This is a genomic window from Planotetraspora kaengkrachanensis (assembly GCF_016862895.1).
Classification (GTDB): Bacteria; Actinomycetota; Actinomycetes; order Streptosporangiales; family Streptosporangiaceae; genus Planotetraspora; species Planotetraspora kaengkrachanensis.
Map to the genome: position 1 here is coordinate 116049 of NZ_BONV01000002.1, position 23949 is coordinate 139997.

The 23949-nt window shown below is 70.7% G+C and carries 22 protein-coding genes; 17 read left to right on the top strand and 5 right to left on the bottom strand.

Annotated features, from left to right (window positions below):
* Positions 1-87 precede the first annotated feature (87 nt).
* From kdpF to kdpA, 4 genes are read left to right on the top strand one after another with little or no spacing between them, the layout of a single operon-like run.
* Positions 88-177: a K(+)-transporting ATPase subunit F gene (kdpF, locus tag Pka01_RS03330; protein WP_203881059.1), complete on the top strand. Its 90-nt coding sequence runs from the start codon at positions 88-90 to the stop codon at positions 175-177.
* Complete coding sequence (gene kdpB / locus Pka01_RS03335) at positions 177-2312, top strand: potassium-transporting ATPase subunit KdpB (protein ID WP_203881060.1); 2136 nt, start codon at positions 177-179, stop codon at positions 2310-2312. Before kdpF ends, kdpB begins: the two co-directional genes overlap by 1 nt.
* 2 nt (positions 2313-2314) lie before the next feature.
* Positions 2315-3187 (top strand): potassium-transporting ATPase subunit C, encoded by an 873-nt coding sequence (locus Pka01_RS03340; RefSeq protein ID WP_203881061.1) that lies wholly within the window; start codon positions 2315-2317, stop codon positions 3185-3187.
* Between the two features lie 2 nt (positions 3188-3189).
* Positions 3190-4842, top strand: coding sequence for a potassium-transporting ATPase subunit KdpA (kdpA, locus tag Pka01_RS03345; RefSeq protein WP_203881062.1), 1653 nt, complete (start codon positions 3190-3192; stop codon positions 4840-4842).
* 76 nt (positions 4843-4918) lie between these two features.
* Here kdpA and Pka01_RS03350 read toward each other — a convergent pair whose 3' ends face one another.
* Positions 4919-5551, bottom strand: a complete 633-nt coding sequence (locus Pka01_RS03350; RefSeq protein WP_239114700.1) for a TetR/AcrR family transcriptional regulator — start codon at positions 5549-5551, stop codon at positions 4919-4921.
* 91 nt (positions 5552-5642) lie between these two features.
* Between Pka01_RS03350 and Pka01_RS03355 the strand changes: the two genes are divergently transcribed.
* The 10 genes from Pka01_RS03355 (at position 5643) to Pka01_RS03400 (ending at position 18616) form a co-directional block, all read left to right on the top strand.
* Entirely contained in the window at positions 5643-6809 is a 1167-nt protein-coding gene (locus tag Pka01_RS03355; protein ID WP_203881064.1) for an FAD-dependent monooxygenase, read from the top strand.
* Between the two features lie 226 nt (positions 6810-7035).
* On the top strand, positions 7036-8871 hold the full coding sequence (locus Pka01_RS03360; RefSeq protein ID WP_203881065.1) for a glycoside hydrolase family 3 protein: 1836 nt from the start codon (positions 7036-7038) through the stop codon (positions 8869-8871).
* A gap of 28 nt (positions 8872-8899) precedes the next feature.
* Entirely contained in the window at positions 8900-10183 is a 1284-nt protein-coding gene (locus Pka01_RS03365; RefSeq protein WP_203881066.1) for an exo-beta-N-acetylmuramidase NamZ family protein, read from the top strand.
* Positions 10184-10185: 2 nt separating this feature from the next.
* On the top strand, positions 10186-11919 hold the full coding sequence (locus Pka01_RS03370; RefSeq protein WP_203881067.1) for a serine hydrolase domain-containing protein: 1734 nt from the start codon (positions 10186-10188) through the stop codon (positions 11917-11919).
* Between the two features lie 22 nt (positions 11920-11941).
* The gene (locus Pka01_RS03375; protein WP_373318092.1) at positions 11942-12913 is read left to right on the top strand and encodes an N-acetylmuramic acid 6-phosphate etherase; all 972 of its coding nucleotides are present in this window, start codon (positions 11942-11944) and stop codon (positions 12911-12913) included.
* Positions 12910-14199, top strand: coding sequence for an extracellular solute-binding protein (locus tag Pka01_RS03380; protein WP_203881069.1), 1290 nt, complete (start codon positions 12910-12912; stop codon positions 14197-14199). The genes Pka01_RS03375 and Pka01_RS03380 overlap by 4 nt, the downstream gene beginning before the upstream one ends.
* Positions 14200-14246: 47 nt before the next feature.
* On the top strand, positions 14247-15146 hold the full coding sequence (locus tag Pka01_RS03385; RefSeq protein WP_203881070.1) for a carbohydrate ABC transporter permease: 900 nt from the start codon (positions 14247-14249) through the stop codon (positions 15144-15146).
* Entirely contained in the window at positions 15143-15973 is an 831-nt protein-coding gene (locus Pka01_RS03390; protein WP_239114701.1) for a carbohydrate ABC transporter permease, read from the top strand. Before Pka01_RS03385 ends, Pka01_RS03390 begins: the two co-directional genes overlap by 4 nt.
* 54 nt (positions 15974-16027) lie before the next feature.
* Positions 16028-16927 carry a MurR/RpiR family transcriptional regulator gene (locus tag Pka01_RS03395; RefSeq protein ID WP_239114702.1) on the top strand — a complete coding sequence of 300 codons (900 nt, stop codon included), beginning with the start codon at positions 16028-16030 and terminating at the stop codon, positions 16925-16927.
* A 270-nt stretch (positions 16928-17197) separates the two neighbouring features.
* On the top strand, positions 17198-18616 hold the full coding sequence (locus Pka01_RS03400) for an amidase (protein ID WP_203881071.1): 1419 nt from the start codon (positions 17198-17200) through the stop codon (positions 18614-18616).
* A gap of 49 nt (positions 18617-18665) precedes the next feature.
* Here the strand turns inward: Pka01_RS03400 and Pka01_RS03405 are convergent, their stop codons facing one another.
* On the bottom strand, positions 18666-19034 hold the full coding sequence (locus tag Pka01_RS03405) for a GntR family transcriptional regulator (RefSeq protein ID WP_203881072.1): 369 nt from the start codon (positions 19032-19034) through the stop codon (positions 18666-18668).
* Positions 19035-19048: 14 nt separating this feature from the next.
* Between Pka01_RS03405 and Pka01_RS03410 the strand changes: the two genes are divergently transcribed.
* Complete coding sequence (locus Pka01_RS03410) at positions 19049-19285, top strand: dihydrofolate reductase family protein (RefSeq protein ID WP_203881073.1); 237 nt, start codon at positions 19049-19051, stop codon at positions 19283-19285.
* 117 nt (positions 19286-19402) lie between these two features.
* On the opposite strand, the gene Pka01_RS03415 is transcribed toward Pka01_RS03410, so the two are convergent.
* The 3 genes from Pka01_RS03415 to Pka01_RS03425 all read right to left on the bottom strand — a co-directional run bounded on the left by Pka01_RS03415 (position 19403) and on the right by Pka01_RS03425 (position 21033).
* Positions 19403-19951, bottom strand: coding sequence for a YciI family protein (locus Pka01_RS03415; RefSeq protein WP_203881074.1), 549 nt, complete (start codon positions 19949-19951; stop codon positions 19403-19405).
* Positions 19952-20021: 70 nt separating this feature from the next.
* The gene (locus Pka01_RS03420) at positions 20022-20609 is read right to left on the bottom strand and encodes a hypothetical protein (protein ID WP_203881075.1); all 588 of its coding nucleotides are present in this window, start codon (positions 20607-20609) and stop codon (positions 20022-20024) included.
* 58 nt (positions 20610-20667) lie between these two features.
* A complete protein-coding gene (locus Pka01_RS03425; protein ID WP_203881076.1) occupies positions 20668-21033 on the bottom strand; it encodes a hypothetical protein in 366 nt (121 codons plus the stop codon).
* Positions 21034-21221: 188 nt separating this feature from the next.
* Here Pka01_RS03425 and Pka01_RS03430 point away from each other — a divergent pair, with 188 nt between their 5' ends.
* Together Pka01_RS03430 and Pka01_RS03435 are read left to right on the top strand one after the other, a co-directional pair.
* Positions 21222-21881 carry a response regulator transcription factor gene (locus Pka01_RS03430; protein WP_203881077.1) on the top strand — a complete coding sequence of 220 codons (660 nt, stop codon included), beginning with the start codon at positions 21222-21224 and terminating at the stop codon, positions 21879-21881.
* Positions 21874-23949, top strand: a complete 2076-nt coding sequence (locus Pka01_RS03435) for a sensor histidine kinase (RefSeq protein ID WP_203881078.1) — start codon at positions 21874-21876, stop codon at positions 23947-23949. The genes Pka01_RS03430 and Pka01_RS03435 overlap by 8 nt, the downstream gene beginning before the upstream one ends.

A 23949-nucleotide genomic window follows, 5' to 3' on the forward strand; every position in this document is an offset into this window, starting at 1 on the left:
TGGACGCGTTAAACGGCTTGCGCCACCCGCTCTAGGAGGTTCTACGTTCGACGAGCACCTTTGAAGTGGAATTTATGGTGATCTCGGATGACCGTTGAAAATCTTATCGGCTTGATCGTTTCCGTCGGGCTGCTCGTCTATCTCGTCCTCGCGATCCGCTTCCCTGAGAGGTTCTGATGGCCGTCGAAGCGCCGGCCGCTCCGGACACCCCCCGCGTCGAGGACTCGCGATCCGTCCGCAGGGTCGCCGCCGGCATGCTCGACCCGCGTCAGCTGTGGAGGGCACTGCCGGAGGCGCTGCGCAAGCTCGACCCGCGGACTCTGTGGCGCAACCCCGTCATGTTCGTCACCGAGGTGGGCGCGCTGCTGACCACGGTGTTCACCATCCCCCATCCGTCGCTGTTCGGCTGGCTGATCACCGCCTGGCTCTGGCTGACCGTCATCTTCGCCAACCTGGCCGAAGCCGTCGCCGAGAGCAGGGGCCGTGCTCAGGCGGACACGCTGCGCCGCACCCGGCAGCAGACCGTCGCCCACCGTGTCGTGGGCTGGACCGAGGGCGTGCCGGCGTCGTCGATCCGTGCGGAGGAGATCCCGGCCTCACTTCTGCGCCGTGGCGACGTCGTGGTCGTCGACGCCGGAGAGCTGATCCCGGGCGACGGCGACGTGGTCGACGGGGTGGCCAGCGTCGACGAGTCCGCGATCACCGGCGAGTCGGCCCCGGTCATCAGGGAGTCCGGCGGCGACCGTTGTGCCGTGACAGGGGGAACGCGCGTCCTGTCCGACCGGATCGTCGTGCGGATCGCCCAGGATCCGGGTGAGAGCTTCATCGACCGGATGATCGCCCTCGTGGAGGGCGCCAAGCGGCAGAAGACGCCGAACGAGCTCGCGCTCAACCTGCTTCTGGTCGCGCTGACCGTCATCTTCCTGATGGCAACCGTCACGCTCCAGCCGATGGCGATCTACTCCAAGGGCGTGGTGGCCGCCGCGCCGGACACCCTCGCCATCACCGGCGCGGGCATCTCCACCCTCGTGCTGGTCTCTCTGCTGGTCTGCCTGATCCCGACCACGATCGGCGCGCTCCTGTCCGCGATCGGCATCGCCGGCATGGACCGGATGGTGCAGCGCAACGTGCTCGCGATGTCCGGCCGGGCGGTGGAGGCCGCCGGCGACGTGCACACGCTGCTGCTCGACAAGACCGGCACCATCACGTACGGCAACCGCCAGGCCGACTCCTTCGTCCCCGTCGGCGGAACCCGGGAGGCCGACCTCGCGCGCGCCGCGCTGCTGTCCAGCCTCGCCGACAGGACGCCCGAGGGACGCTCCATCCTGGACCTCGCGCGCCGCCGTGTCGGCGCGGACGCGGGTGCCGAGGAGGACGGGGAATGGGTGCCCTTCTCCGCCGTGACCCGGATGTCCGGCGTGAACCTCCCCACGGGCAGCCTGCGCAAGGGCGCGGCCGCCGCCGTGTCCACGTGGGTGCGTGAGCACGGCGGGACCGTCGCGCCGGAACTCGACGGGATCGTCGAGGCGGTCTCCGCGTCCGGCGGCACTCCCCTGGCCGTCGCGGACCGGACGCGGGTCCTCGGCGTGATCCATCTGAAGGACGTCGTGAAGCCCGGTCTTCGCGAGCGGTTCGCGGATCTGCGCAGGATGGGCATCCGCACCGTCATGATCACGGGCGACAACCCGACCACCGCGCGGGCGATCGCCGGCGAGGCGGGCGTCGACGACTTCCTGGCCGAGGCGACCCCCGAGGACAAGCTCGCCCTGATCCGCAAGGAGCAGGAAGGGGGCCGGCTGGTCGCGATGACGGGTGACGGCACCAACGACGCGCCCGCGCTCGCGCAGGCCGACGTCGGCGTGGCGATGAACACCGGAACGTCGGCCGCCAAGGAGGCCGGCAACATGGTCGACCTCGACTCCGACCCGACGAAGATCGTCGAGATCGTCGAGATCGGCAAGCAGTTGCTGATCACCCGCGGCGCGCTGACCACGTTCTCGATCGCCAACGACATCGCCAAGTACTTCGCGATCCTTCCCGCCATGTTCGGCCCGATCTACCCGGGCCTGTCCCGGCTCAACATCATGGGCCTCGAGTCGCCGCTTTCCGCCATCCTGTCCGCCGTCATCTTCAACGCCGTCGTCATCGTCGCGCTGATCCCGCTCGCGCTGCGGGGCGTCCGCTACCGCCCGTCCGGCGCCGGGACGCTGCTGGCCCGCAACCTGTGGGTGTACGGCCTCGGCGGTGTGGTCGTGCCCTTCGTGGCGATCAAGCTGATCGACCTCGTCGTCCAGTTCATCCCAGGAATCTGATCATGAATCGTCTTCCGCGGTGGCTCGCCCACCATCTGGCGGCCTTACGGGTGGTGGTGGTGCTCACCCTCACCGTCGGCCTGTTCTATCCGCTCGCGATGACCGGCGTCGCCCAGGCGGTCTTCGGCCACCGGGCCGACGGGTCCGTCATCGAGAAGGACGGCGCAGCCGTCGGCAGCGAGCTCGTCGGCCAGTCCTTCACCGGGACGGACAGCACGCCGATCCTGCGCTACTTCCAGAGCCGTCCTTCGGCGGCCGGCGACGGCTACGACCCGGGCGCGACCGGGGCGGGCAACCAGGGTTCGCAGAGCGTCGTCGACGTCCTCCCCGATCCGGCCGACCCCGACTCGGGCAAGCTCAGCCTGCTCACCCAGGTGTGCGCGCGGAGCGTGGCCGTCGGCGAACTCGAGGGGGTCAGCGGCGCCCGGCCGTACTGCACGTCGGACGGCGTGGGCGCCGTCCTCGGCGTGTTCCGCGAACAGGGTCTGAGCGGGCGGGCGACCCGGGTGGTCAGCCTGAACCAGGCGTGCCCCGCCGCTCCGTTCGTGTCCTCCTACGAGGGCGTGACCGTGGAATGCGCCCGACCGGGCGACGACTACAGCAGGGCTCTGGTCGTGCCCGTACGCGGGAACGCGCCCGCCCGGCCCGTGGTGCCCGCGGACGCGGTCACCGCGAGCGGCAGCGGCCTCGACCCGCACATCTCGCCGGCGTACGCCGCTCTCCAGGCCCCCCGCGTCGCGCGGGAGCGCGGCCTCGACCTGAACCGGGTCAAGGAGCTCGTCGCCGACAACACGACCAGCCGCGGCCTCGGCTTTCTCGGTGAGCCCGGCGTGAACGTGCTGACGCTCAACCTCGCGCTGGACCGGGAGTCCTGATCATGTACGGCTGGCTGCAAGCGTTGTTCGTCCTCGCCCTCCTGGTGGTGCTGCACGTCCCCGTGGGCGACTACATGGCCCGCACTCTGGACGGCGGCCGCCACCTCGCCGTCGAGCGCCGCCTCTACCGGATCTGCGGCATCGATCCCGACCGTGAGCAGGACTGGCGCAACTATCTGGTGGCGCTGACGGCGTTCACCGTGCTGAGCGTCGTCGCCCTGTTCGCGCTGTTCACCCTCCAGAACCGGCTGCCGTGGTCGCTCGGCCACCCCGGCATGTCATGGGAGCTGGCGCTGCACACCGCGGTCAGCTTCACGACGAACACGAGCTGGCAGAACTACGCCGGTGAGGCCACGACCGGCCACCTGGCCGTCATGGCCGGGCTCGGCGTGCAGGCCTTCGCCTCCGCGGCCGTCGGCATGTGCGTCGGCCTCGCGCTCATCCGCGCCCTGGTCAGGCGGGGCGGCACGGAGATCGGCAACTTCTGGGTCGACCTGGTCCGCAGCGTCTTCCGTGTGCTGCTGCCGCTGGCCGTCCTCTTCGGAATCGTGCTGATCTGCATGGGCGTCCAGCAGAACCTGGACGGCGCGCACGCCGTGAACACGGTCGCGGGCGGCACGCAGAGCCTGATCGGCGGGCCCGTCGGCTCCTGGGAGTCGATCAAACTCATGAGCGGGGACGGCGGCGGCTTCTTCAACGCCAGCAGCGCCCATCCGTTCGAGAACCCCTCGTCGCTGAGCAACGCCCTCGAGATCCTGATCATGCTGATCGTCCCCACCGCCTTCATCCGGACCTTCGGCCGGCTTGCGGGCGACCTCAGGCTCGGCTGGACGCTGCTCATCGTGGTCGGCATCCTGTTCGGCCTGCTGCTCGTCGCCGGCAACCTCGCCCAGACCGCCGGCACGGGGACGGTCGCACAGGCGGTGGGCGCGCAGGCGGAGGGGACAGAGACCCGCTTCGGCATCCCCGCGAGCACACTGTTCGGCGTCTCGGCGACGGCGAGCGCCGACGGAGCGCTCAACTCCTCCTACGACAGCTTCTCCAGTCTCGGCGGCGGAGTCCTGCTCGCGGCCATGATGCTGGGCGAGATCGCCCCGGGCGGCACGGGCAGCGGCCTCTACGGCCTGATCATCGTCGTGCTGGTGGCCATCTTCCTCGGCGGGCTCATGGTGGGCCGCACGCCCGAGTTCATGGGTAAGCGCATCGGCTTCGCCGAGATGCGCTACGTCGTGCTCTACGGGCTGGTGTCGCCCTCCCTCATCCTCGCCTTCACCGGGCTCGCCGTCGCGCTTCCGGCGGGAGTGTCGTCGATGGGCAACGTCGGGGCGCACGGTCTCACCGAGGTGCTGTACGCCTACACAAGCAACGTCAACAGCAACGGCAGCGCCATGGCCGGCCTGAACGGCAACACGATGTTCTACAACCTCACGATGACGGCGGCCATGTTCATCGGGCGCTATCTGCCCATCGCCTTCGTCCTGGCGTTGGCCGGCCGGCTCGTGAGGCGGCAACCCCAGGCGGTGACCGCCGGCACCCTGCGCACCCAGGGCGTCAGCTTCGTGGTTCTCGCCACCGGCGTCGCCCTGATCGTCGCGCTGCTCAACTTCCTGCCCGCGCTCTCCCTCGGTCCGCTCGCCGACGGCCTGCTCGGCTGACGCCGGTCCGTGCGCCGGAACCGTCCGGCGCACGGACCGCCGCCGCGGCCGGGTGAAGGCCGGGGTCGTGAACCGCTCAGGCCGTGCCGCGCGCAGGTTGTTCGGCCGCCGGCGCCCGCAGCCACGGGGTCAACGCCACGTCCGTCGCACGGCGGACGGCCTCCTGCACCGCGGCCGGGTCGTCGAGCGCGTCGGCGTCGTCGAGCAGCACCTGCAGCGCACTGGTGACCGCGCCCACAAAGGCCCCGGTCAGCGCCGCCGCGCTCACCTCGTCGAGCTGCTCGGGGAACGCCTCGGCCAGATTCCTGGCGATCTCCCGCTGCGCCTCGAACTGTATCTGCAGCCCGCGCCCGCGCACCGCGGGCACGGTGCGGATCAGCCGCAGCCGGAGGGCGGCGAGCCGGCTCGCCATCTCGTCGTTGTCGTCGCCGACCTTGCGCAGCGCGCGCAGCAACACCTCGGCGGGTCCTTCGCCCGGACCGCGCGACGCGATCGCCTCGACCGCCGCCCGCACTCGGGCGTCGCTCTCCGGGAACAGCAACTCCTCCTTGCTGGCGAAGTAGCTGAAGAACGTGCGCGTGCCGATGTCGGCCGCGGCGGCGATGTCGGCGATGGTCGTCTCGTCGTAACCGTCGCGTTCGAACAGTTCCGTCGCGGCGTCGACGAGGGTCTGGCGGATGCGGGCCCGCTTGCGTTCGCGCAGAGACACACGCCCAGCATACGGCACTCGGCGCAGACAAGCATCCAACGCAGATTCGCACTCATTGCAAATTCGCACTGAGTGCGGTTATGGTGTCGGCATGTCTCCTCGCAACGTGCTCATCTCCGGCGGCGGCGTCGCCGGGCCCACCCTCGCCTACTGGCTGGCCCGCCACGGGTTCAAGCCCACCGTCGTGGAGCGGTCGCAGGGCCTGCGCTCCAGCGGCAACCCCGTCGACGTGCGCGGACCCGCCCTCCCCGTGGCGGAGGGGATGGGCATCATGTCCCGCCTGCGCGACCTCGCCACCCAGACGACCGCGATGCGCGTCGTCGACGCCTCCGGACGGCAGGTCGCCCGCGTGGCCATGCCCGCCACCCGCAGCGCGGCCGGAAACCAGGAGGTCGAGATTCCGCGCGGCGACCTGGCCGCGGCCCTCTACGAGAGCGCCCGCGACGAAGCGGAGTTCCTGTTCGACGACACGATCGTCACGATGCGGCAGGACGAGCACGGGGTCGACGTCACCTTCGACCACGCCGCTCCGCGCCGCTTCGACCTGGTCGTCGGTGCCGACGGACTCCACTCCACCGTGCGGCGGCTCGCGTTCGGGCCGGAGGCCGGCTTCGTGAGCCACATGGGCGTCTACGTCGCGACCATCCCCCTCGACGGCCCCCTCGACGGCCCCCTCGACGGCCCCCTCGACGGGCCGGTCGACCATCCGCACGACGTGCTCATGTTCAACACGCCGGGGAGGCTGGTCTCCGTCCACCCGTCACGGGGGCGGGCCGTCGCCGCCTTCATCTTCCGGAGCTCCGCGATCGCCGGCTTCGACCATCGGGACACCGAGCAGCACAGACGGATCGTCACCGCGGCCTACGCTGACGCCGGCTGGCGGGTGCCGGAGCTGCTCGCACGGCTCGCGAAGACCGAGGACCTCTACTTCGACTCGGTCAGCCAGGTGCGGCTGCCCACCTGGGCGCGGGGCCGCGTCGCGCTGCTCGGCGACGCGGCGTCGTGCGTGTCGCTGTTCGGCGACGGCTCGAGCCTCGCCATGGCCGGCGCACACACCCTCGCCGAGGCGCTCGCGGCAACGGCGGGCCACGCGGAGGCCTTCCGCCGCTACGAGACCGAGCACCGCACCCTCGTCGGGCCGAAGCAACGGCGCATCGGGCGCGCCAAGGCGCTGCTCATCCCCAGAACGCGCTGGGGCATCGCCGCCCGCAATCTGAGCGCGCGGGTCTTGCTGAAGCGCTCCGGCTCCGGCGGATGACGCGCGTCGTCGACGCCGGTTCCATTCCGCTCGCGACCTGCGGAAGCCCGCGAAGCACGGGGGGCGCTCGCACGCATCCCTCTCCCGCACCGCCGGTCGTCCCGACGCGGAAGGCCTGAATTTTCCGTCAAGAAGGCGTTGACCATCCAGTCGGATGTAAGTAACTTCCAGGCAACGCGGTGACCTTGCATGACATTTACTCACATGCGAGTGGTTGGAGGACCAGATGCGTTACCGGCGGTTACTGACTCTGGCGGCGGTGGTGGTTCTCGGTGTGGGGACGGCGCCGGCCGCGCATGCTCACGGCGCGAAGAAGGACCGGTGGATCCTCGACAAGATCGCGAGCATGAGTCTCGAGGAGAAGGTCGGGCAGCTCTTCGTGGCGAACGTCTACGGAGAGAGCGGCGACGCGCCGGCCGCGGCCGACGTCGCCGCCAACCAGGCGATGTACGGCCCCGACGTCAAGAACGGCGACGACCTCATCGCCAAGTACAAGCTCGGCGCGATCCTCTACTTCCGGTGGGCCAACAACCTGAACGACCCCGTCAAGACGGCGGGGCTGTCCAACGACCTGCAGCGCGCGGCGTCGAAGCAGCGGGCGAGGATTCCGCTGCTGATCGCCACCGACCAGGAGCACGGCGCCGTCTACCGGCTGGACGAGCCGTTCACCGCGTTCCCCGGGCAGATGGCGCTCGGCGCGACCCGCAGCGCGGGTGACGCGTTCACCACGGGGATGGTCACCGGCAAGGAGCTCGCCGCACTCGGCATCAACCAGGACTACGCGCCGGTCGCCGACGTCAACATCAACCCGGGCAACCCGGTGATCGGCGTGCGCTCGTTCGGTGAGAGCACCTCGCTCGTGTCCGACCTGACGCGAGCCTCCGTCCGCGGCCTGCAGCAGGGCGGCGTCTCAGCGAGCCTGAAGCACTTCCCCGGCCACGGCGACACGATCACCGACAGCCACAACGGCGTGCCCTGGATCTTCCACACGAAGCAGGAGTGGGAGCAGATCGACGCGCCGCCGTTCAGGGCGGGCATCGCCGCGGGCGCCGACATGATCATGACGGCCCACGTCGTCATGCCGTACCTGCAGAGCGACTGCGACGTGGTGACCCAGGAGGGCTGCGACCCCGCGACGCTCGATCCCGAGATCATGACGGGGCTGCTCCGCGGCGAACTCGGCTACGACGGCGTCGTGGTCACCGACTCGCTGTCCATGCAGGGCGTGCGCGACAAGTACGGCGACGACCGCGTCCCGGTGCTCGCGCTCAAGGCCGGAGTGGACATGCTGATGATCGTCGACGATCCGGCGAGCTCGCTCTCCCTCGACGTCGCCTACAACGCCGTGCTGAACGCCGTCCGCTCGGGCGAGCTGACGGAAAAGCGCATCGACGAGTCCGTCTACCGGGTCCTGCGCCTCAAGAAGCAGCGCGGCTTCTTCCACGGCGACCAGCAGGTCAGCGAGCGCAAGGTGCTCGACCGCATCGGCACCCCCGCGCACGAGGCGCTCGCTCGCACGGTCGCCGGCCACAGCGTGACCCTCGTGCGGAACGACGCCCGCGCGCTGCCGTTGCGCAGAACCGGCCAGCGGGTTCTGGTGACCGGCTACCGCAACGTCGCGCCGCCGTCCGTGAAGATCCCGCCGGCCGAGCGGCTCGCCGCGGCGATCGGCGATCTCGGGCTCACCACCGAGTTGTTCGAGACGGGGACAGCCCCCGGCCAGGCCACCATCGACGCCGCGGTCGCCAAGGCCGGCGCCAACGACCTCGTCGTGGTCACCACGGTGAACTCCACCGGCTCTGCCGCCCAGCGCAACCTGGTCAACGCGCTGCTCGCGACCGGCAAGCCCGTCGTCATCGTCGCCGCCCGCAACCCGTACGACATCGTGGACTTCCCCGGCGCCCCCACGTACCTCGCGACGTACTCGTGGGAGAGGCCGGCGATGGAGGCCGCCGCACGGGTGCTGTTCGGCCTGACCCGCCCCACGGGCACGCTGCCGGTGACGATCCCGTCCGCCGACGGCTCGGTCCTCTACCCCTACGGACACGGCCTGAGCTACTGATCCTCCGGCAGAACGGAGCACCACCCTCATGGGTCACCCCCTCTCACGGAGGGCCCTGCTGTCCACCGCGGCCGTCGCCGTGGCCGGGACGGGCATGGGTCTCCCCCGACTCGACCAACGTCCGTCACACAGCGACTTCCAGACCGGCGTCCAGGTCCTGATGTCCGACGGCTACCGGCTCGTCCGCGGCCAGAAGGTCGGCATCGTGACCAACCCGACCGGCATCCTGCCGGACCTCCGCCACGAGGTCGACGTGATGGCCGCCGACGACAGGATCGAACTCGTCGCGGTGTTCGGCCCCGAGCACGGGTTCCGCGGCGCGGCGCAGGCCGGCGGCTCAGAAGGCTTCTACGTCGACGAGCAGACCGGGCTGCCGGTCTACGACACGTACCTGAAGAGCGGCCAGGCCCTGGCCGACATCTTCACCAGGTCGGGCGTGGACACGATCATGTTCGACATCCAGGACGCCGGCGCCCGCTTCTACACCTACATCTGGACGATGTTCGACTCCATGCAGGCCGCGGCGTCGGCCGGCAAACGGTTCGTCGTCCTCGACCGGCCCAACCCGATCACCGGCCGCCGGGCCTACGGCCCCGTCATGACACCGGAGTTCTCCACCTTCATCGGCAGGGAGGCGATCTCCCAGGCGCACGGCATGACCGTCGGCGAGCTGGCCAGGCTGTTCAACGCCGAGTTCCTTGACCAGCCCGCGGATCTCACGGTCGTGGAGATGCGCGGCTGGAAACGCGACCTGGCGTACGAGGACACCGGCCTGCCCTGGGTCCTGCCGTCGCCGAACATGCCGACCGTGGACACCGCCTTCGTCTACTCGGGCACCGGCATGTTCGAGGGCACCAACCTGTCGGAGGGCCGCGGCACGACCCGGCCCTTCGAGCTCATCGGCGCCCCCTACGCCGACCACCGGTGGGCGGACGCGCTCAACGCGCAGCGCCTGCCCGGCGCCGGGTTCCGCCTTGCCTACTTCACGCCCACGTTCTCCAAGCACGCGAACCTGTTGTGCGGCGGCGTGCAGCTGTACGTCACCGACCGGAAGACGTTCGACCCGGTCAGAACGGCCATCGCGATGATCGTCACGGTGAGGCAGCTCTACCCGGGGAACTTCGCCTGGCGATACGACACCTCCGATCCGGCCAGGCCGTACTGGATCGACAAGCTGACCGGGTCGACCCGGGTCAGGACCGACATCGACGCGGGCAAGGGCCCGGCCGAGGTCGAGGCAGGCTGGGCCGTCGAGCTCAAGGCGTTCGCCAAGACGCGCGACAAGCACCTGATCTACCGTGGAGGGCGCTAGTCGTGCGTGCACTGCCCGCTCTCCTCGCCGTGTCCATCGCAGGCGCGCTCGTCGTGGCGACCCCCCTGCCCGCGTCGGCGGCCGTCGAGGGCCCGCCGACCGTCACCATCGGCGACGTGCGTTTCGCCGACGACCGGCTGCGATACGGCGACGCCCGCACGGCGGACCTGGTCTCCGAGTACGTGGACCGGATCGCCCCCGACGCCGCGCAGTTCATGCGACCATCGCCGACGTGGCCCCTCTACGCGGGCGCGGTCGTGATCGCGGGCAGGAACGGCGTGATCGCCACCCACGAGGCGATGGGGAAGGCGGTGCGCTACGCCGACTCCACGCCCACCGAACTGCCGCCCGACCAGCAGATCCCGATGCGCAAGGACACGATCTTCGACCTGGCGTCGGTGTCCAAGCTCTTCACCTCGATCGTGGCCGTGCAGCAGATCGAGCGGGGAAGGATCGGGCTCGACACCCCGGTCACGGCGTACATCCCGGAGTTCGCGGCGAAAGGCAAGGACGGGATCACGGTCCGCGACCTGCTGACCCACACGTCGGGCCTGCCCGCCTGGATACCGCTGTACAACCAGCCGACCATCGAGGAACGGTACGCCGCGGTCTGGAACGTCGCGCCGTCGAACCCGCCGGGCAAGGTCTACCTCTACTCCGACCTCAACCTGATCACGCTCGGGGTCATCGTGGAGCGGGTGACCGGCAAGCCGCTCGACGCCGTCGTCGCGGAGAGCCTGACCCGGCCGCTCGGGATGCGCGACACGGGCTACAACCCGGACCCGGCGCTCAGGCCGCGGATCGCCGCCACCGAGTACCAGACCACGACGGAACCCGACCGCGGCATGATCTGGGGCCAGGTGCACGACGAGAACGCCTGGTCACTCGGCGGGGTCGCGGGCCACGCGGGGGTCTTCTCCACGGCGTACGACATGGCGATCCTGGCCCAGACGCTCCTCAACGGCGGCCACCACGGCCGGGCGCGCATCCTGTCGGAGGACTCGGTGCGGCTGCTGCTGACGAACTTCAACACCGCCTTCCCCGGCAACGCGCACGGTCTCGGCTTCGAGCTCGACCAGATGTGGTACATGGACGGGCTCTCCTCGCCGGTGACCGGCGGGCACACCGGCTACACCGGGACGTCGCTGGTCATCGACCCGTTGTCCCGCTCGTTCGTGATCCTGCTGACCAACCGGGTGCACCCCAGCCGGGACTGGGGCTCCAACAACCCGGCCCGCCGGGCGGTCGCCCGCGACCTGGCGCTCGCCGTTCCGGTGCGGCCGGCACAGGGACGGGACGCCTGGTTCTCCGGGGTCGCGGACGCCCGGACGGCGACGCTCACGCTGCCGGTCGGCGCGCCGCGGGGCGCCCGGCTCTCCTTCGCCCTCTGGTACGACACGGAGGCGGACTCCGACATCGGGTCACTCGAGGCCAGCACCGACGGCGGGGCCACCTGGAGCCCGGTGCCGATGGAGCTGAGCGCGGGCCGGCACCGCTGGTCGTCGGACGGCACGTTCTCGGGATTCGAGGGACGGCAGTGGCTGCGCGCGCAGGCCCGCCTTCCCGCCGGAACGGCCGCGCTGCGGTGGCGTTACGTCAACGACCAGCTCTACCAGGGCCGCGGGGTGTACGTGGACCTGGTGCGGATCACCGGGCCCGGGGTGCACTTCGAGGACGGAAACCCGCACGACGCCGACCTGTTCGCCGCCGACGGCTGGAGCAGATCCATGTATTGACGCCCGGCTCACCGTGACACCCATGTCCACCGCGTACTCCACTAAGGCGGAAGGTTCCGTGACGGATAGCGAGCTTGAGGCGGTCAAGGTGGCGGCCCCCACAGAAGGGGCCAACCCGCGCACGCGGGACATCGACCTCCGCTCGACCCTCGACATGCTGCGGCTCATCAACGACGAGGACCGCCTGGTCGCCCCGGCGGTCCGCGCCGCCCTCCCCGAGCTGGCCAAGGCCGTCGACCTCGGGGTGAGCGCGCTGATGGCCGGCCGGTCGATCCACTACTTCGGCGCGGGCAGCTCCGGCCGCATCGCGGTGCTCGACGCGGCCGAGCTCCTGCCGACGTACACGATCGACCCGCGCCAGTTCGTCGCGCACCACGCGGGCGGCCTCGCCGCCTTCGAGCAGGCGATGGAGAACGTGGAGGACGACGAGGCGACGGGCGCGGCCGAGGCTCTCGGCCTGGGCGCGGGCGACCTCGCGATCGGGCTGTCGGCCAGCGGGCGCACGCCGTACGTCGCGGGGGCGCTGCGCGCGGCGGGCGCCGCGGGCGCGGCCACCGTACTGGTGTCGTCGAACCCGCCTGCCCCGCTCGGCGAGCAGGTCGACGTCCACGTCGCGGTCGCCACCGGCCCCGAGGTCATCGCGGGATCGACGCGGATGAAGGCGGGAACCGCGCAGAAGCTCGTGCTGAACACGTTCTCCACCGCGGTCATGATCCGGCTCGGCCGGACGTACTCGAACCTCATGACCGACGTGACCGCCACCAACGCCAAGCTTCGCGGCCGGCTGGTCACGATCCTCGAAGAGGCCACCGGCCGCACCGAGGAGCAGTGCGCGCGAACGCTCACCGCGGCAGAAGGGGACCTCAAGGTCGCCCTGGTCTGCCTCCTCGCCGATGCCCCCGTGGGAGAGGCGCGAATCGCACTACAGGCCGCCGGCGGCGGGGTGCGCGCAGCACTCGCCGACCTGGCCACGAGCCGAAAGGAAGTCTCATGAAGAGAAGGTGGATCGCGGGGGCGATCGGGGCGCTCATGCTGGCGCTGGCGGCGTGCGCGCCCGGTGGCGGCGCGTCCGGCCGGCAGGAGGAGACCGCCGGCAAGGTCACGCTGAGTCTGTGGTCGTGGCGGGTGGAGGACGTCAAGGCGTACGAGAAGATCCTCGCCAAGTTCGAGGATTCGCATCCGAACATCAACGTCGAGTTCAAGCCGTTCCAGGCCACCGAGTACAACAACATCCTGGCCACAGGCCTGTCCGGAACCGCCGGGCCTGACGTTGCCCAGCTGCGGGCGTACGGCGGACTGCAGCCGCTGGTCGAGGCGGGCCAGCTGCTCCCGCTCGACGACAAGGTGGAGGCACTGTCCGGCTTCGACGCCAAACTCCTTGAGGGCGCCAAGGGCCACACGGACGGCAAGGTCTACGGCGTGCCCTTCGCCTACCAGACGCTCCAGGTGCTCTACAACAAGAAGCTGTTCGCGGACAACGGCATCCAGCCCCCCGCCACCTGGGACGACATGATCGCGGCGGCCCGGAAGCTGAAGGCGGCCGGGATCACCCCGTTCGCCGTCGCCGCCGGGCCGGACGCCACCTGGACGCTGCCGATCGTCCACGAGATCTTCGGCAACGCCCGCTACGGCAGCACCGCGTTCCGGGACGCGGTGGTCGGCGGCAAGAAGAAGTTCACCGACCCCGACTTCACGGCCTCCGTCAAGCTGATCAAGGACCTGGAGCCGTACTTCCCCGAGGACGTCGTGGCTGTCAAGATCCCCGACGTCCAGGCGTTGTTCGCCACGGGGAAGGCCGCGATGTACCCGACGGGCGCCTTCGACCTGGCGCCCGTGCTCAAGGCGAACCCGAGCCTGGAGGTCGGCCAGTTCCCCGTGCCGCCGCCGCCCGGCTCCCCCGTCACCACGCCGGTCACACCGGGCTGGGCCGACGGCTCGTTCGGCGTGAACGCCAAGTCCACCCACCAGGCCGAGGCGCTCGAACTGGTCAAGTGGATGGCGACCCCGGAGTTCGGGCAGCTCTACGCGACCGAGCTGAAGCAGCTGTCCGCGGTTCCGGGAGTCACGCCGTCGGACCCGCTGCTGGCCGAGATGGCCAAGAACTACGCCGGCAACGGCGCCCCGTACACACTGCTCGTCGACTTCCGGTACGGCCAGCCGAACGGTGACGCGGTCTTCCGGGACGAGGTGCAGAAGATGCTCGCGGGCCAGGCCGACCCTGAGTCGGTCTCCGAGAGCGTGCAGAAGGGCGTCGAGCAGTGGTTCAAGCCAGGCAACTGAGCACGCCTCGGCGTCGCGCGGCACGTACCGGCACCGGGGGCCGGTACGTGCCGCGCTGGCGGGTGCTGGCCGTGTTCCTGCTCCCGGCCTTCCTGCTCTACTCGGTCTTCATCGTCTATCCGCTGGTCAGCGCGCTCGACTACAGCTTCTTCGAGTGGCGCGGGATCCGGCAGGCGGGGTTCGCCGGGCTCGACAACTACCGGGACCTGCTGTCCGTCTACCCGTACGACCAGCAGCTGTGGCGGGCGTTCGCGCACAACGCGCTGTTCTTCGCCGGGACCATGCTGATCCAGAACACGGTCGGGCTGCTCTTCGCCGTCCTGCTGTTCCGGTACGGCCGCGGCAAGCGGTTCCTGCAGGCCTCCTTCACCACGCCGTACCTGGTCGACCCGCTCGTCGTCGGCTACCTGTGGAGCCTGCTGCTCAACCCGACGTTCGGCCCGGTCAACGCGCTGCTCAAGGCCGCGGGCCTCGACTCGTGGGCGTTGCCGTGGCTGGGCGACACCAATACGGCGCTGCCGATCGTCATCCTGGTCAACGCGTGGCAGTGGGTGGGCTTCCCCATGCTGATGTTCTCCGCCGCGCTCGCCGGCATCCCGGCCGAGTACCACGAGGCGGCCCGGGTCGACGGGGCCTCGGCCTGGCAGGCGTTCCGCCGGGTGACGCTGCCGCTGCTCACTCCGGCGATCGGCGTGGTGAGCGTGCTGACGTTCATCGGCAACTTCAACGCCTTCGGGCTGGTCTATGCGATGGCCGGCTCGACCGGGTCCCCGGCAGGTTCGACGGACGTGCTCGGCCTGCTGTTCTACCGGGTCGCGTTCGTGGAGGGAGGCGTGGAGGCGATCGGGCGGTCGTCGGCGCTCGCCGTGCTGATGTTCGTGTTCATCTTCGGGGTGTCGCTGCTGGCCACCTCGTACTTCCGCCGCCGCGAACGGAGGCTGGTGTGAAGACCGCGCGCCGGGCGCCCGGGCGGGTCGCCGTCCACCTGCTGCTGTGGGGGTACGCGGTCGTCGCGCTACTGCCGCTGGTCGTCATGCTGCTCAACTCGCTGCGGCCGACGAGCGAGGTCTTCACCGCGCCGCTGGGGCTGCCGACGTCCCCCAGCCTGCGCAGTTACGGCCAGGTGTGGACGGAGGCGTCGTTCAGCACGTACTTCATGAACTCGCTGATCGTCACCGGCGGCGCGGTACTGCTCGGCACGGCGGTCTCCGCGCTGGCGGCCTTCCCGCTGGCCCGTTACGACTTCTTCGGCAACCGGGTGCTCGGGGCGTACTTCCTGGCGGGGCTGATGTTGCCGATCCGGCTGGGCCTGGTGCCGATCTTCTATCTCATGGACTCGATGGGGCTCATCGACTCGCTGCTCGGGCTCACGCTGCTGTACGCCGCGTCCGGCGTGCCGTTCTGCATCTTCGTCCTGTCGGCGTTCTACCGTTCTCTGCCGGTCGAGCTGGACGAGGCGGCCCGGCTCGACGGGGCCGGCGAGTTCCGGATCTTCGGGCAGATCATGTTGCCGCTCGTACGGCCGGCGCTGGCGTCGGTGATGCTGTTCCAGTTCGTACCGCTGTGGCATGAGTTCCTCTACCCGCTCGTGCTGCTGCGCTCCGACGAGAAGTTCACGATCCCGCGCGGGTTGTCGCAGTTCTTCGGCGAGTACACGACCGACTGGTCGGCGCTGTTCGCCGGGCTGGTCCTCGCCACGGCGCCGCTGTTCGTGCTGTTCGTCCTGGCGACCAGGCAGATCATCGCCGGGCTGACCGCCGGTATGAGCAAGTAGTCAAGGACTGGCACGCTTTACCCTGTACACGTCAGAAACTTGCGCGGAGGCGGCGTGGACCCCGGTGGCGACAACTCGAGCGGCATCCTGGTGCGGCTGCGCGGAACGATCCCGTCCCTGCGGCCCGCCGAGCAGAGGGTCGCGCAGGCGGTACTGGCAGACCCGCAGGGCGTCGCCGACCGGCCGATCGGCGTGCTCGCCCGCGAATGCGGCACCTCGGAGACCACGGTGTTGCGGTTCTGCCGCGCCATCGGGTTGCGCGGCTACCCCGAGCTGCGGCTCGCGCTCGCCCGGGAGGCGACACGGGAGGCGTCGCGGGAGGCGTCGCGCGCCGGCGTGGCCCGGCCGCTCGACGGCGACATCAGCGCCGACGACCCGCTTGAGGAGATCGTCGCCAAGATCGGCTACAGCGACTCCCGTGCGGTGGCGGAGACGGCCGAGCATCTCGACGTCGCCGCTCTGGAACGCGCGGTCGGCGCGATCGTCGAGGCCCGCCGGGTGGATCTCTACGGCGCGGGGGCGAGCGGCTTCGTCGCTGCCGACCTGCATCAGAAGCTGCACAGGATCGGCCTCATGGCGTTCGCCTGGCAGGACTTCCACAGCGCCCTCACCTCGGCCGCGCTGCTGCGCAAGGGCGACGTCGCGATCGGCATCTCGCACACCGGCACCACGGTCGACGTGCTGGAGGCGCTGCGGCTCGCCGCCGACCACGGGGCGACCACGATCGCGATCACGAACTTCCACCCGTCTCCGATCACCGAGCTCGCCGACATCGTGCTGAAGACGGCCGCCCGCGAGACGCCGTTCCGCTCCGGCGCGATGGGCAGCAGGATCGCCCAGCTCACCGTCATCGACTGCCTCTTCGTCGGGGTCGCCGCCCGGCGCACCTACGACGAGACCCTCACCGCACTTGAGGACACCTACCGGGCGATCAGCAGCCGCCGGCGCAAATGAAGACCGCGGTTCGAAATTCGGTCGCCGACGGCGCACTGTTCGCGGCACCATGGGCGTGATGTCCCGAGCGTAGAAGCACCTCGATCACCGGCGGGGAACGGTCCCCGGAGCCACGTGCCCGGCGTGACGACCGTCCGCCCGCTGCGGCCGCATGCCGTCAGCGGCGCCTCCATTGGCGCGCCGCTCCCCCATCTGGGACGACGAGGATCCGTCCGCGGATCCGAATGTGATCGATGTGCAGGCGTCGAGTACGCCGAGAAACGGACTGACATGGAACTCCACGAGTACGCGCGGTATGACGCCGTCGGGCTTCGTGAGCTGATCGCGGCGGGCGAGGTCGCCGCCGCCGAGGTCGAGAGCGCCGCCCGGAACGCCCTGGCCGTGGCCGACACGGAGGTGAACGGCCTGGCGCTGCCGGTGTTCTCACCCGCGCTCGACCACGCAGAGGACGGTCCCCTCACGGGGGTTCCGTTCCTGATCAAGGACCACGGGCCGGTGGCGAAGGGGGTCCCGTTCTTCCTCGGAAGCCGGAGCCTGCCGGGCATCGTTCCCGAGCACGACAGCGATCTCATGGCGCGCTTCCGCGCCGCCGGCCTGGTGACCCTGGGCCTGACCACCGTGCCGGAGATGGCCATCAACTTCTCCACCGAATCGGTCAAACACGGGCCGACCCGCAACCCCTGGGATCCGGAGCGCGGCGTGGGCGGGTCGAGCGGCGGCGCGGCCGCTCTCGTCGCGGCCGGCGCCGTGCCCGTGGCGCACGGCAGCGACGGAGCCGGATCCCTCCGGATCCCCGCCTCCTGCTGCGGGCTCGTCGGGCTCAAGCCGAGCCGGGGCCGCGTCCCCTGCGGACCCGACCAGGGGGAACTGATGCTCGGCATGGCGTACGAGTTCGCGCTGACGCGCACCGTCCGCGACACCGCACACCTTCTGGACGCCGTCCAGGGGCCCGGTGTCGGCGACAAGTACACTGCGCCGCCGCCGCACGGCAAGTACGCCGACGAACTGGGGGCCGACCCCGGACTCCTGCGGGTGGCCGTCACCACCGAGGCCTGGTCCGGCGCCGCGGTCGACGGCGAAGTGGCCGCGGCGGCGGTCGAGGTCGGTCGTCTGCTGGAGGAGATGGGCCACGCCGTCGCCGGCGCGAGCCCGGTCCTCGATTGGGACGACGTCATGCGAACCACCGTGGCCGAATCCGTCGCGATCGGCTCGCTGCTGCTCCTGGCCCCCAGGCGACCGGACCCGGCCGCGATGGAAGCCGTCTCCAGACGGCTCCTGCAGGTCGCCGGCGACTACAGCGCGCTCGACATGATGGCCGCCTTCGGCGCGCAGAACAGGGTCACCCGGTCGGTGGGGGCGTTCTTCACCGAGTACGACCTGCTCGTCACCCCGGTCCTGGGCCGCCTCCCCGCGCCCCATGGCACGCTGCGCTATGACGACCCCGGCCACACCCTGACGAGCTGGCTGAAGTCGCTGTTCGACTACGGCCCGTTCACCATGGTGTTCAACATCTCCGGCCAGCCCGCAGTCAGCCTGCCGCTGGGCACGAGCGAGGGCGGTCTGCCGATCGGGGTGCAGCTCGTCGCCGGCTACGGCCGCGAGGATCTGCTGCTCCGGGTCGCCGCCCGGCTGGAACAGGCCATGCCGTGGAAGGACCGGATCCCCCGGTTCTCCGTCGGACGACGCTGAAAGGACGGCTTCGCGGGCCCGCCCTCTCAGCGGGGCGGGCCCGCGGGTCTCAGTGCCGCCGAAGGGCGGGCCTCAACGCCGCCTCGACGATGCCGAGCGCCTCGCGCACGTCGAGGCCGACGCTGGCGACGACGGCCGCGTATTCGGCGGCCGCCTGGACGGCCCGCTCGCGGGCACGCTCGCCGGCCGCAGACACGAACGACCCCGCCCTCCCCCGGGTCTCGATCAGCCCGGCCTCCTCCAGCTCCCGGTAGGCACGGCCCACCGTGTTGACGGCCAGGCCGAGGTCGGTCGCGAGCCGGCGGATGGTCGGCAGGCGGGAGCCCACCGGCAGCGTGCGGTCCTGGATCTGCCGGGCGAGCTGGGCCCGCAGTTGCTCGAACGGCGGCACCGGCGAGGCCGCGTTGATGACGATCATCGAACGCCCACCGTGTGCCGCGCCATGGCAGCCTGTCCCTGATCCAGACCCTCGTCAAGGCCGACCTCGTCGACGAGTTCCGGCTGCTGGTCTTCCCGGTCGTGCTCGGCACCGGCAAGCGGCTGTTCGGCGACATCGTCCCGACCGGTCTCAAGCTCGTCGACTCCAAGGCGACCAGCACCGGAGTGATGCTGCAGACCTATGAGACGACCGGCCGCCCGGCCTTCGCCACGGTCCCGCCGCTCGAGTAGAGCCGCTGGGGGGCCGTCCGATCCGGGCGGAGGACGGCGAGGTGAAACGGGGAAGCCGTGATCGCTCATCCGCGATCACGGCTTCGTCCTGCCGGCGTCAGGGGCGTCCTGTGGTCCTCACCGCCGCCCGCCGAACTCCCAGTCGTGCACCTCGACTCCGGCGTACAGGTCCTGGGTCAGGACGGCGCGTGCCGCGGCGGGGTCCGGCGCCCGGACCAGCGCGGCCGTACCCAGCCAGGCGACGCCGTCGTCCGACAGCAGCGGCCCGTACGCGATCAGTTCGTCCCGGCCGGACGGCACGGCGAGGTCCACGGCCTGCCCCGAACCGAGGCCGAGCACCAGATACCGGTTGCCGCCGGTCCGGCCGCCGGGGAAGTCCCACATGGTGCGTCCCAGCAGGTTGCGCCAGCGGCGCAGCATGACGTCCCGGTACACGCCGGCCTGGTAGTTGGGCTCGTCGAACGCGAACGCGCGTGCGGCGGCGGGGTCGGGCAGGTCGACGATGTGCACGCTGCCGGTGGCCGCGTCGTCGTGGGCGGTGAAGGTCGGGCCACGGGCGATCAGCTCCTTCGCGTACCGGTCCATGTACGACCAGTGCTCTTCCAGCAGCTCGTCGCGTAACGCCATCGAGCCGGGCCTGTCGCGGTGATAGCAGAAGAACTCCATGCCCCATTGTCGATCACTCCGGGTCCGATGCTCCAAGCATCCGGCGCGGCCGGGGACGCCTTCCGCCGGTTCACGTTCTCGACGCCGGGGCTGTGGAGACGGCGGCGGCCCGGCTCTCCTTCGCCCCGGCGAACAGTGCGATGACGACGCCGAGCATCAGCAGGGTCGTCGCCAGATCGACGATGTTCGTCAGCAGGTCGTGGCGGTCGCTCTGGGCGAAGGTGAGCACGAAACCTCCGACGCCGTAGACGAGGGGCGCCCATCGGCGCCCGCCCGGCAGGTCGGCCCGGCGGGCGATGAGGATCCCCGCGACGAGCGCAACGAGCGTCGACCCGAGACCGCCGATCGGCAGGAGCACGTTGTCCTGCCCGGTCGTGAGCATGACGATCCCGCCGACGCTCAGCAGCGCCCAGCAGACCGGCCACAGAGCCAGCGTGATCCGGGACGGCAGGCCCGGCCCGGCCTCCTTCAACAGGGCGAGGCCCGCGGTGAAGACCGCCATGGCGACACACGTGATGTCGCCGAGCGTGTTCCCGACGTACCAGGAGGTCGTCCGGTCCGCCGGGTCGCCGAGCATGAAGGGCCACCCGGCGAGGGAGAACAGGGCGCCGGCGATGCCGACGGCGCCGAAGACACGGGCGCGGGAGGAGTGGTGCATGTCGATCCTTTCTGCGGCGGCCGGGACAGGCCCACCTGTGGGGGTGATGAAACGGGGGTCAGGTGATGGGTTGGGCGGTGAGCAGCAGCGCGGCGACGGCCACGGCGACACCGAGCCGCGCGGCGGAGATCACGACGTCGAGCGGGGGGACGGCAGGCAGCACGAACGCCGGCACGCCGGTAACCGCCGTCAGCGCCTGGGCGGACACGACCGTGTTGCGGGCCCAGACCGCCCCACGCCACGCCGCTGGAATCGCCGCGAGAGTGAGGACGGCGAGTCCGAGCACCACCGCCGGTGTCACGGATCCCGACGGCAGCCGATGGACGGACACGGCGATGTCCGAGCCGGCGCACATCGCCGCGATGACCAGCCCCCAACGTGCGGGGGCCGGGATCGGCGCCTTGCCCTGGCCGGCATCGCGCATCGCATGAGTCCTTCCGGTGGTGTGGGGACTTCAGTCTGCGAAGACGGACGGCATGCGCGGATGAGTCGGGCTTCCCGAGGGGCGCCGGCGGAGCGGGAGAGATTCCCGGCGGAATCGGGACCGCTGCCCTACGACGACCGTGATCGTGTGCCTTACCCCGCCGCGCCGGTGATCGCCATACTGTGCGCATGGACACGGATCGCGACGCTTCCGCCGCAATACGGGTGCTCCTCGCCGACGATCATCCGGCGTTGCGGCGGGGACTCGCGCTCCTGCTCGAGACCCTTCCGGGCATCGACGTCGTGGCACAGGCCGGGGACGGCGAGGCGACGCTGCGGGAGGTGGCGCTGCACCGCCCGGACGTGGTCGTCATGGACCTGCACATGCCCGTGATGGACGGCGTGGAGACGACCGCGCGGGTGGTGCGCGACCATCCGAGCACGGCGGTCCTGGTCCTGACGATGGTCAGTGAGGACACGATGGTGACCGAGGCGTTGCGGGCGGGCGCCCGCGGTTACCTGCTGAAGACGGCCGAGTCCGACGAGATCGAGCGCGCGATCCGGGCGGTGGCCGTAGGTGACGCGATCTTCTCGCAGGCGGTCGCGGGGCGGCTCATCGACCGGCTGTCGACGCGGGAGCCGCCTCTCCCGCAGCTGTCCCCCCGTGAGCGTGAGGTGCTGGACGAGGTGGCCACGGGCGCGACCAACGGCGCCATAGCGCTGCGGTTGCACCTGTCGCACAAGACGGTCGCCAACCACGTATCGGCGATCTTGATGAAGCTCGGCGTCGCGACCCGCGGCCAGGCCATCGTGATCGCCAAGGATGCCGGGCTGGGCCGGCGTGGCTGACACGCGCACCCGTGCCCGCGTCCTCGTGACGGGAGTCGCCGGTCTCGTCCTGACCGCCGTCGCGATCGTCTTCGCCCGGCTCGCCGGCGTCACCTGGCGGGGCTGGGTGGACACCTACGCGATCACCAACATCGTCTTCGGCGTCGGATTCGTCCTGCCCGCCTCGATCATCGGGTGGTACCGGCCGCGTCACCCGGTCGGCACCCTCTTCATGATCAGCGGTCTGGGGCACCTGGTCACCGCGGCCAGTGGCATGCTGCTGACGTACGGGCTCCAGCACGGCTGGCCGCTGCCGCTGGAGCGCACGCTGGTCACCTTCTACTTCGCGGGCTGGCAACTGGGGATCGGCTTCCTCGCCAACATCGCGTTGCTGCTCTTCCCTGACGGCCGGCTGCCGTCCCGCCGCTGGCTTCCCGTCCTGTGGCTGACGATGGCCGCCGGTCTGTACGAAACCGTGAGCAGCGTCCTGTCGACCGGCACGTTCTTCGGCCACCCCGGCGTGACGTCGATTCTCAACGTGGGCCTCGTCCAGCCCAACCTCGCCGACACGGTCTTCGAGCTCCTGTTCATCCCCCTGAACATCGCGTGGGTCACGGCGCTCGTCGTCCGGTACCGGCGCGGCGACGAGCGGACGAAGCGGCAGCTGCTGTGGCTCATCCTGGCGCTGATCGCCATGATCGTGCTCAACACCCAGCGTTGGATCACCGGCGACGGGCCGATCCTCCTGCTGCTGTCGTTCGTGATGATCCCGTTGGCCGTGGGTGTGGCGATCGTGCGCCACCAGCTGTTCGACATCCGGCTGGTGTTGTCCCGCACGCTCCTGTACGGCCTGACCCTGACTGTGATCGTCGCCGTGTACGCCGGTCTCGTCGCCGCGTTCTCCCTGTTCGTTCCCCCCACCGCCGAACGGGGCGCCCAAACCGGCGCGGCGATCCTGGTGGCGATCGGATTCACGCCCGTACGGCTGCTGATGCGGCGCCTCACCGATCGTGCCTTCTACGGCGGCCGGTCGGACCCCGCCCGCACCGCGCAGCAGATCGGGCAGACGCTGCATCACGAGGACGACCTCGGCGGCGTGCTCGACCGCACCCGCGTCGCCCTGCGCATCCCGTGGATCGCGTTGCACACGGCGGACGGCGCCCTCCTCGCCCAGGCCGGCACGTCACAGGAGGGCACGACCGAGGAGGTCGCCTTGCGGTACCGCGGCGACCAGGTCGGGACGGTCCGCGTCGAACTGCGCCGGGGTGAACGGCGCCTGCACACCGCCGACCGCGACACGCTCGGCCTGATAGGCACGCCGCTCGCGGTCGCGCTGCACGCGCTGCAGTTGACCGAGCAGGTGCGCCAGGCCCGCGTCGCCACCGTCGAGGCCGCCGGAGCGGAGCGCGTGCGCCTGCAGCGTGAGCTTCACGACGGCCTCGGCCCTTCACTGACCAGCGTGGCGTTCCGCGCCGACGCGGCGTCCAACCTGCTCAGGTCCGACGTCGAGGCCGCCGGTCGGCTGATCGGCGAGGTTCGCACAGACCTGCGAGCGGTCATCGACGACGTACGGAACATCGTTTACGGCCTGCGCCCCATGGAACTGGATCGGCTCGGCCTCGACGGCGCGCTGCGCGAACACGTGGCGGCCATCCCCACGGAGGCCGGGAAGGGCGTCGCGGTCGAAGTGGCGGCGCCCCGTCCGATGCCCTCCCTGTCCGCGGCGGTCGAACTCGCGGCCTACCGGATAGCGAAGGAGGCCCTCACGAACGTGCTTCGCCACTCCGACGCGCGCACCTGCCGCATAACCCTGCGCGTCGACGACGACCTGCACGTGGAGGTGAGCGACGACGGGAGCCTGCCCGCCACCTGGCGTCCCGGCGTCGGGCTCCAGTCGATCGCCGAACGCGCGGAGGAACTCGGCGGCGCGGCCTCCGCGGGGCCGACCGCGGATGGATGGCGTGTCACGGCCCGCATTCCGCTCCGGGCCACGGCGGCCGGGCCGGCCGGCGAACAGGGCGGCTCACGCCGGCCCGATGTGCGGGAAGGACCCGCCGGCACGCCTTCCGGTCTCCGAACCGGCGCGTGA

Coding starts and splice junctions, on each gene's coding strand:
- Pka01_RS03415 (WP_203881074.1), bottom strand. CDS start 19,951: ATGGAGTTCTTCTGCTATCACCGCGACAGGCCCGGCTCGATGGCGTTA.
- Pka01_RS03380 (WP_203881069.1), top strand. CDS start 12,910: ATGAAGAGAAGGTGGATCGCGGGGGCGATCGGGGCGCTCATGCTGGCG.
- Pka01_RS03360 (WP_203881065.1), top strand. CDS start 7,036: ATGCGTTACCGGCGGTTACTGACTCTGGCGGCGGTGGTGGTTCTCGGT.
- Pka01_RS03340 (WP_203881061.1), top strand. CDS start 2,315: ATGAATCGTCTTCCGCGGTGGCTCGCCCACCATCTGGCGGCCTTACGG.
- kdpB (WP_203881060.1), top strand. CDS start 177: ATGGCCGTCGAAGCGCCGGCCGCTCCGGACACCCCCCGCGTCGAGGAC.
- Pka01_RS03405 (WP_203881072.1), bottom strand. CDS start 19,034: ATGATCGTCATCAACGCGGCCTCGCCGGTGCCGCCGTTCGAGCAACTG.
- Pka01_RS03355 (WP_203881064.1), top strand. CDS start 5,643: ATGTCTCCTCGCAACGTGCTCATCTCCGGCGGCGGCGTCGCCGGGCCC.
- Pka01_RS03425 (WP_203881076.1), bottom strand. CDS start 21,033: ATGCGCGATGCCGGCCAGGGCAAGGCGCCGATCCCGGCCCCCGCACGT.
- kdpA (WP_203881062.1), top strand. CDS start 3,190: ATGTACGGCTGGCTGCAAGCGTTGTTCGTCCTCGCCCTCCTGGTGGTG.
- Pka01_RS03375 (WP_373318092.1), top strand. CDS start 11,942: ATGTCCACCGCGTACTCCACTAAGGCGGAAGGTTCCGTGACGGATAGC.
- kdpF (WP_203881059.1), top strand. CDS start 88: ATGACCGTTGAAAATCTTATCGGCTTGATCGTTTCCGTCGGGCTGCTC.
- Pka01_RS03365 (WP_203881066.1), top strand. CDS start 8,900: ATGGGTCACCCCCTCTCACGGAGGGCCCTGCTGTCCACCGCGGCCGTC.
- Pka01_RS03430 (WP_203881077.1), top strand. CDS start 21,222: ATGGACACGGATCGCGACGCTTCCGCCGCAATACGGGTGCTCCTCGCC.
- Pka01_RS03420 (WP_203881075.1), bottom strand. CDS start 20,609: ATGCACCACTCCTCCCGCGCCCGTGTCTTCGGCGCCGTCGGCATCGCC.
- Pka01_RS03400 (WP_203881071.1), top strand. CDS start 17,198: ATGGAACTCCACGAGTACGCGCGGTATGACGCCGTCGGGCTTCGTGAG.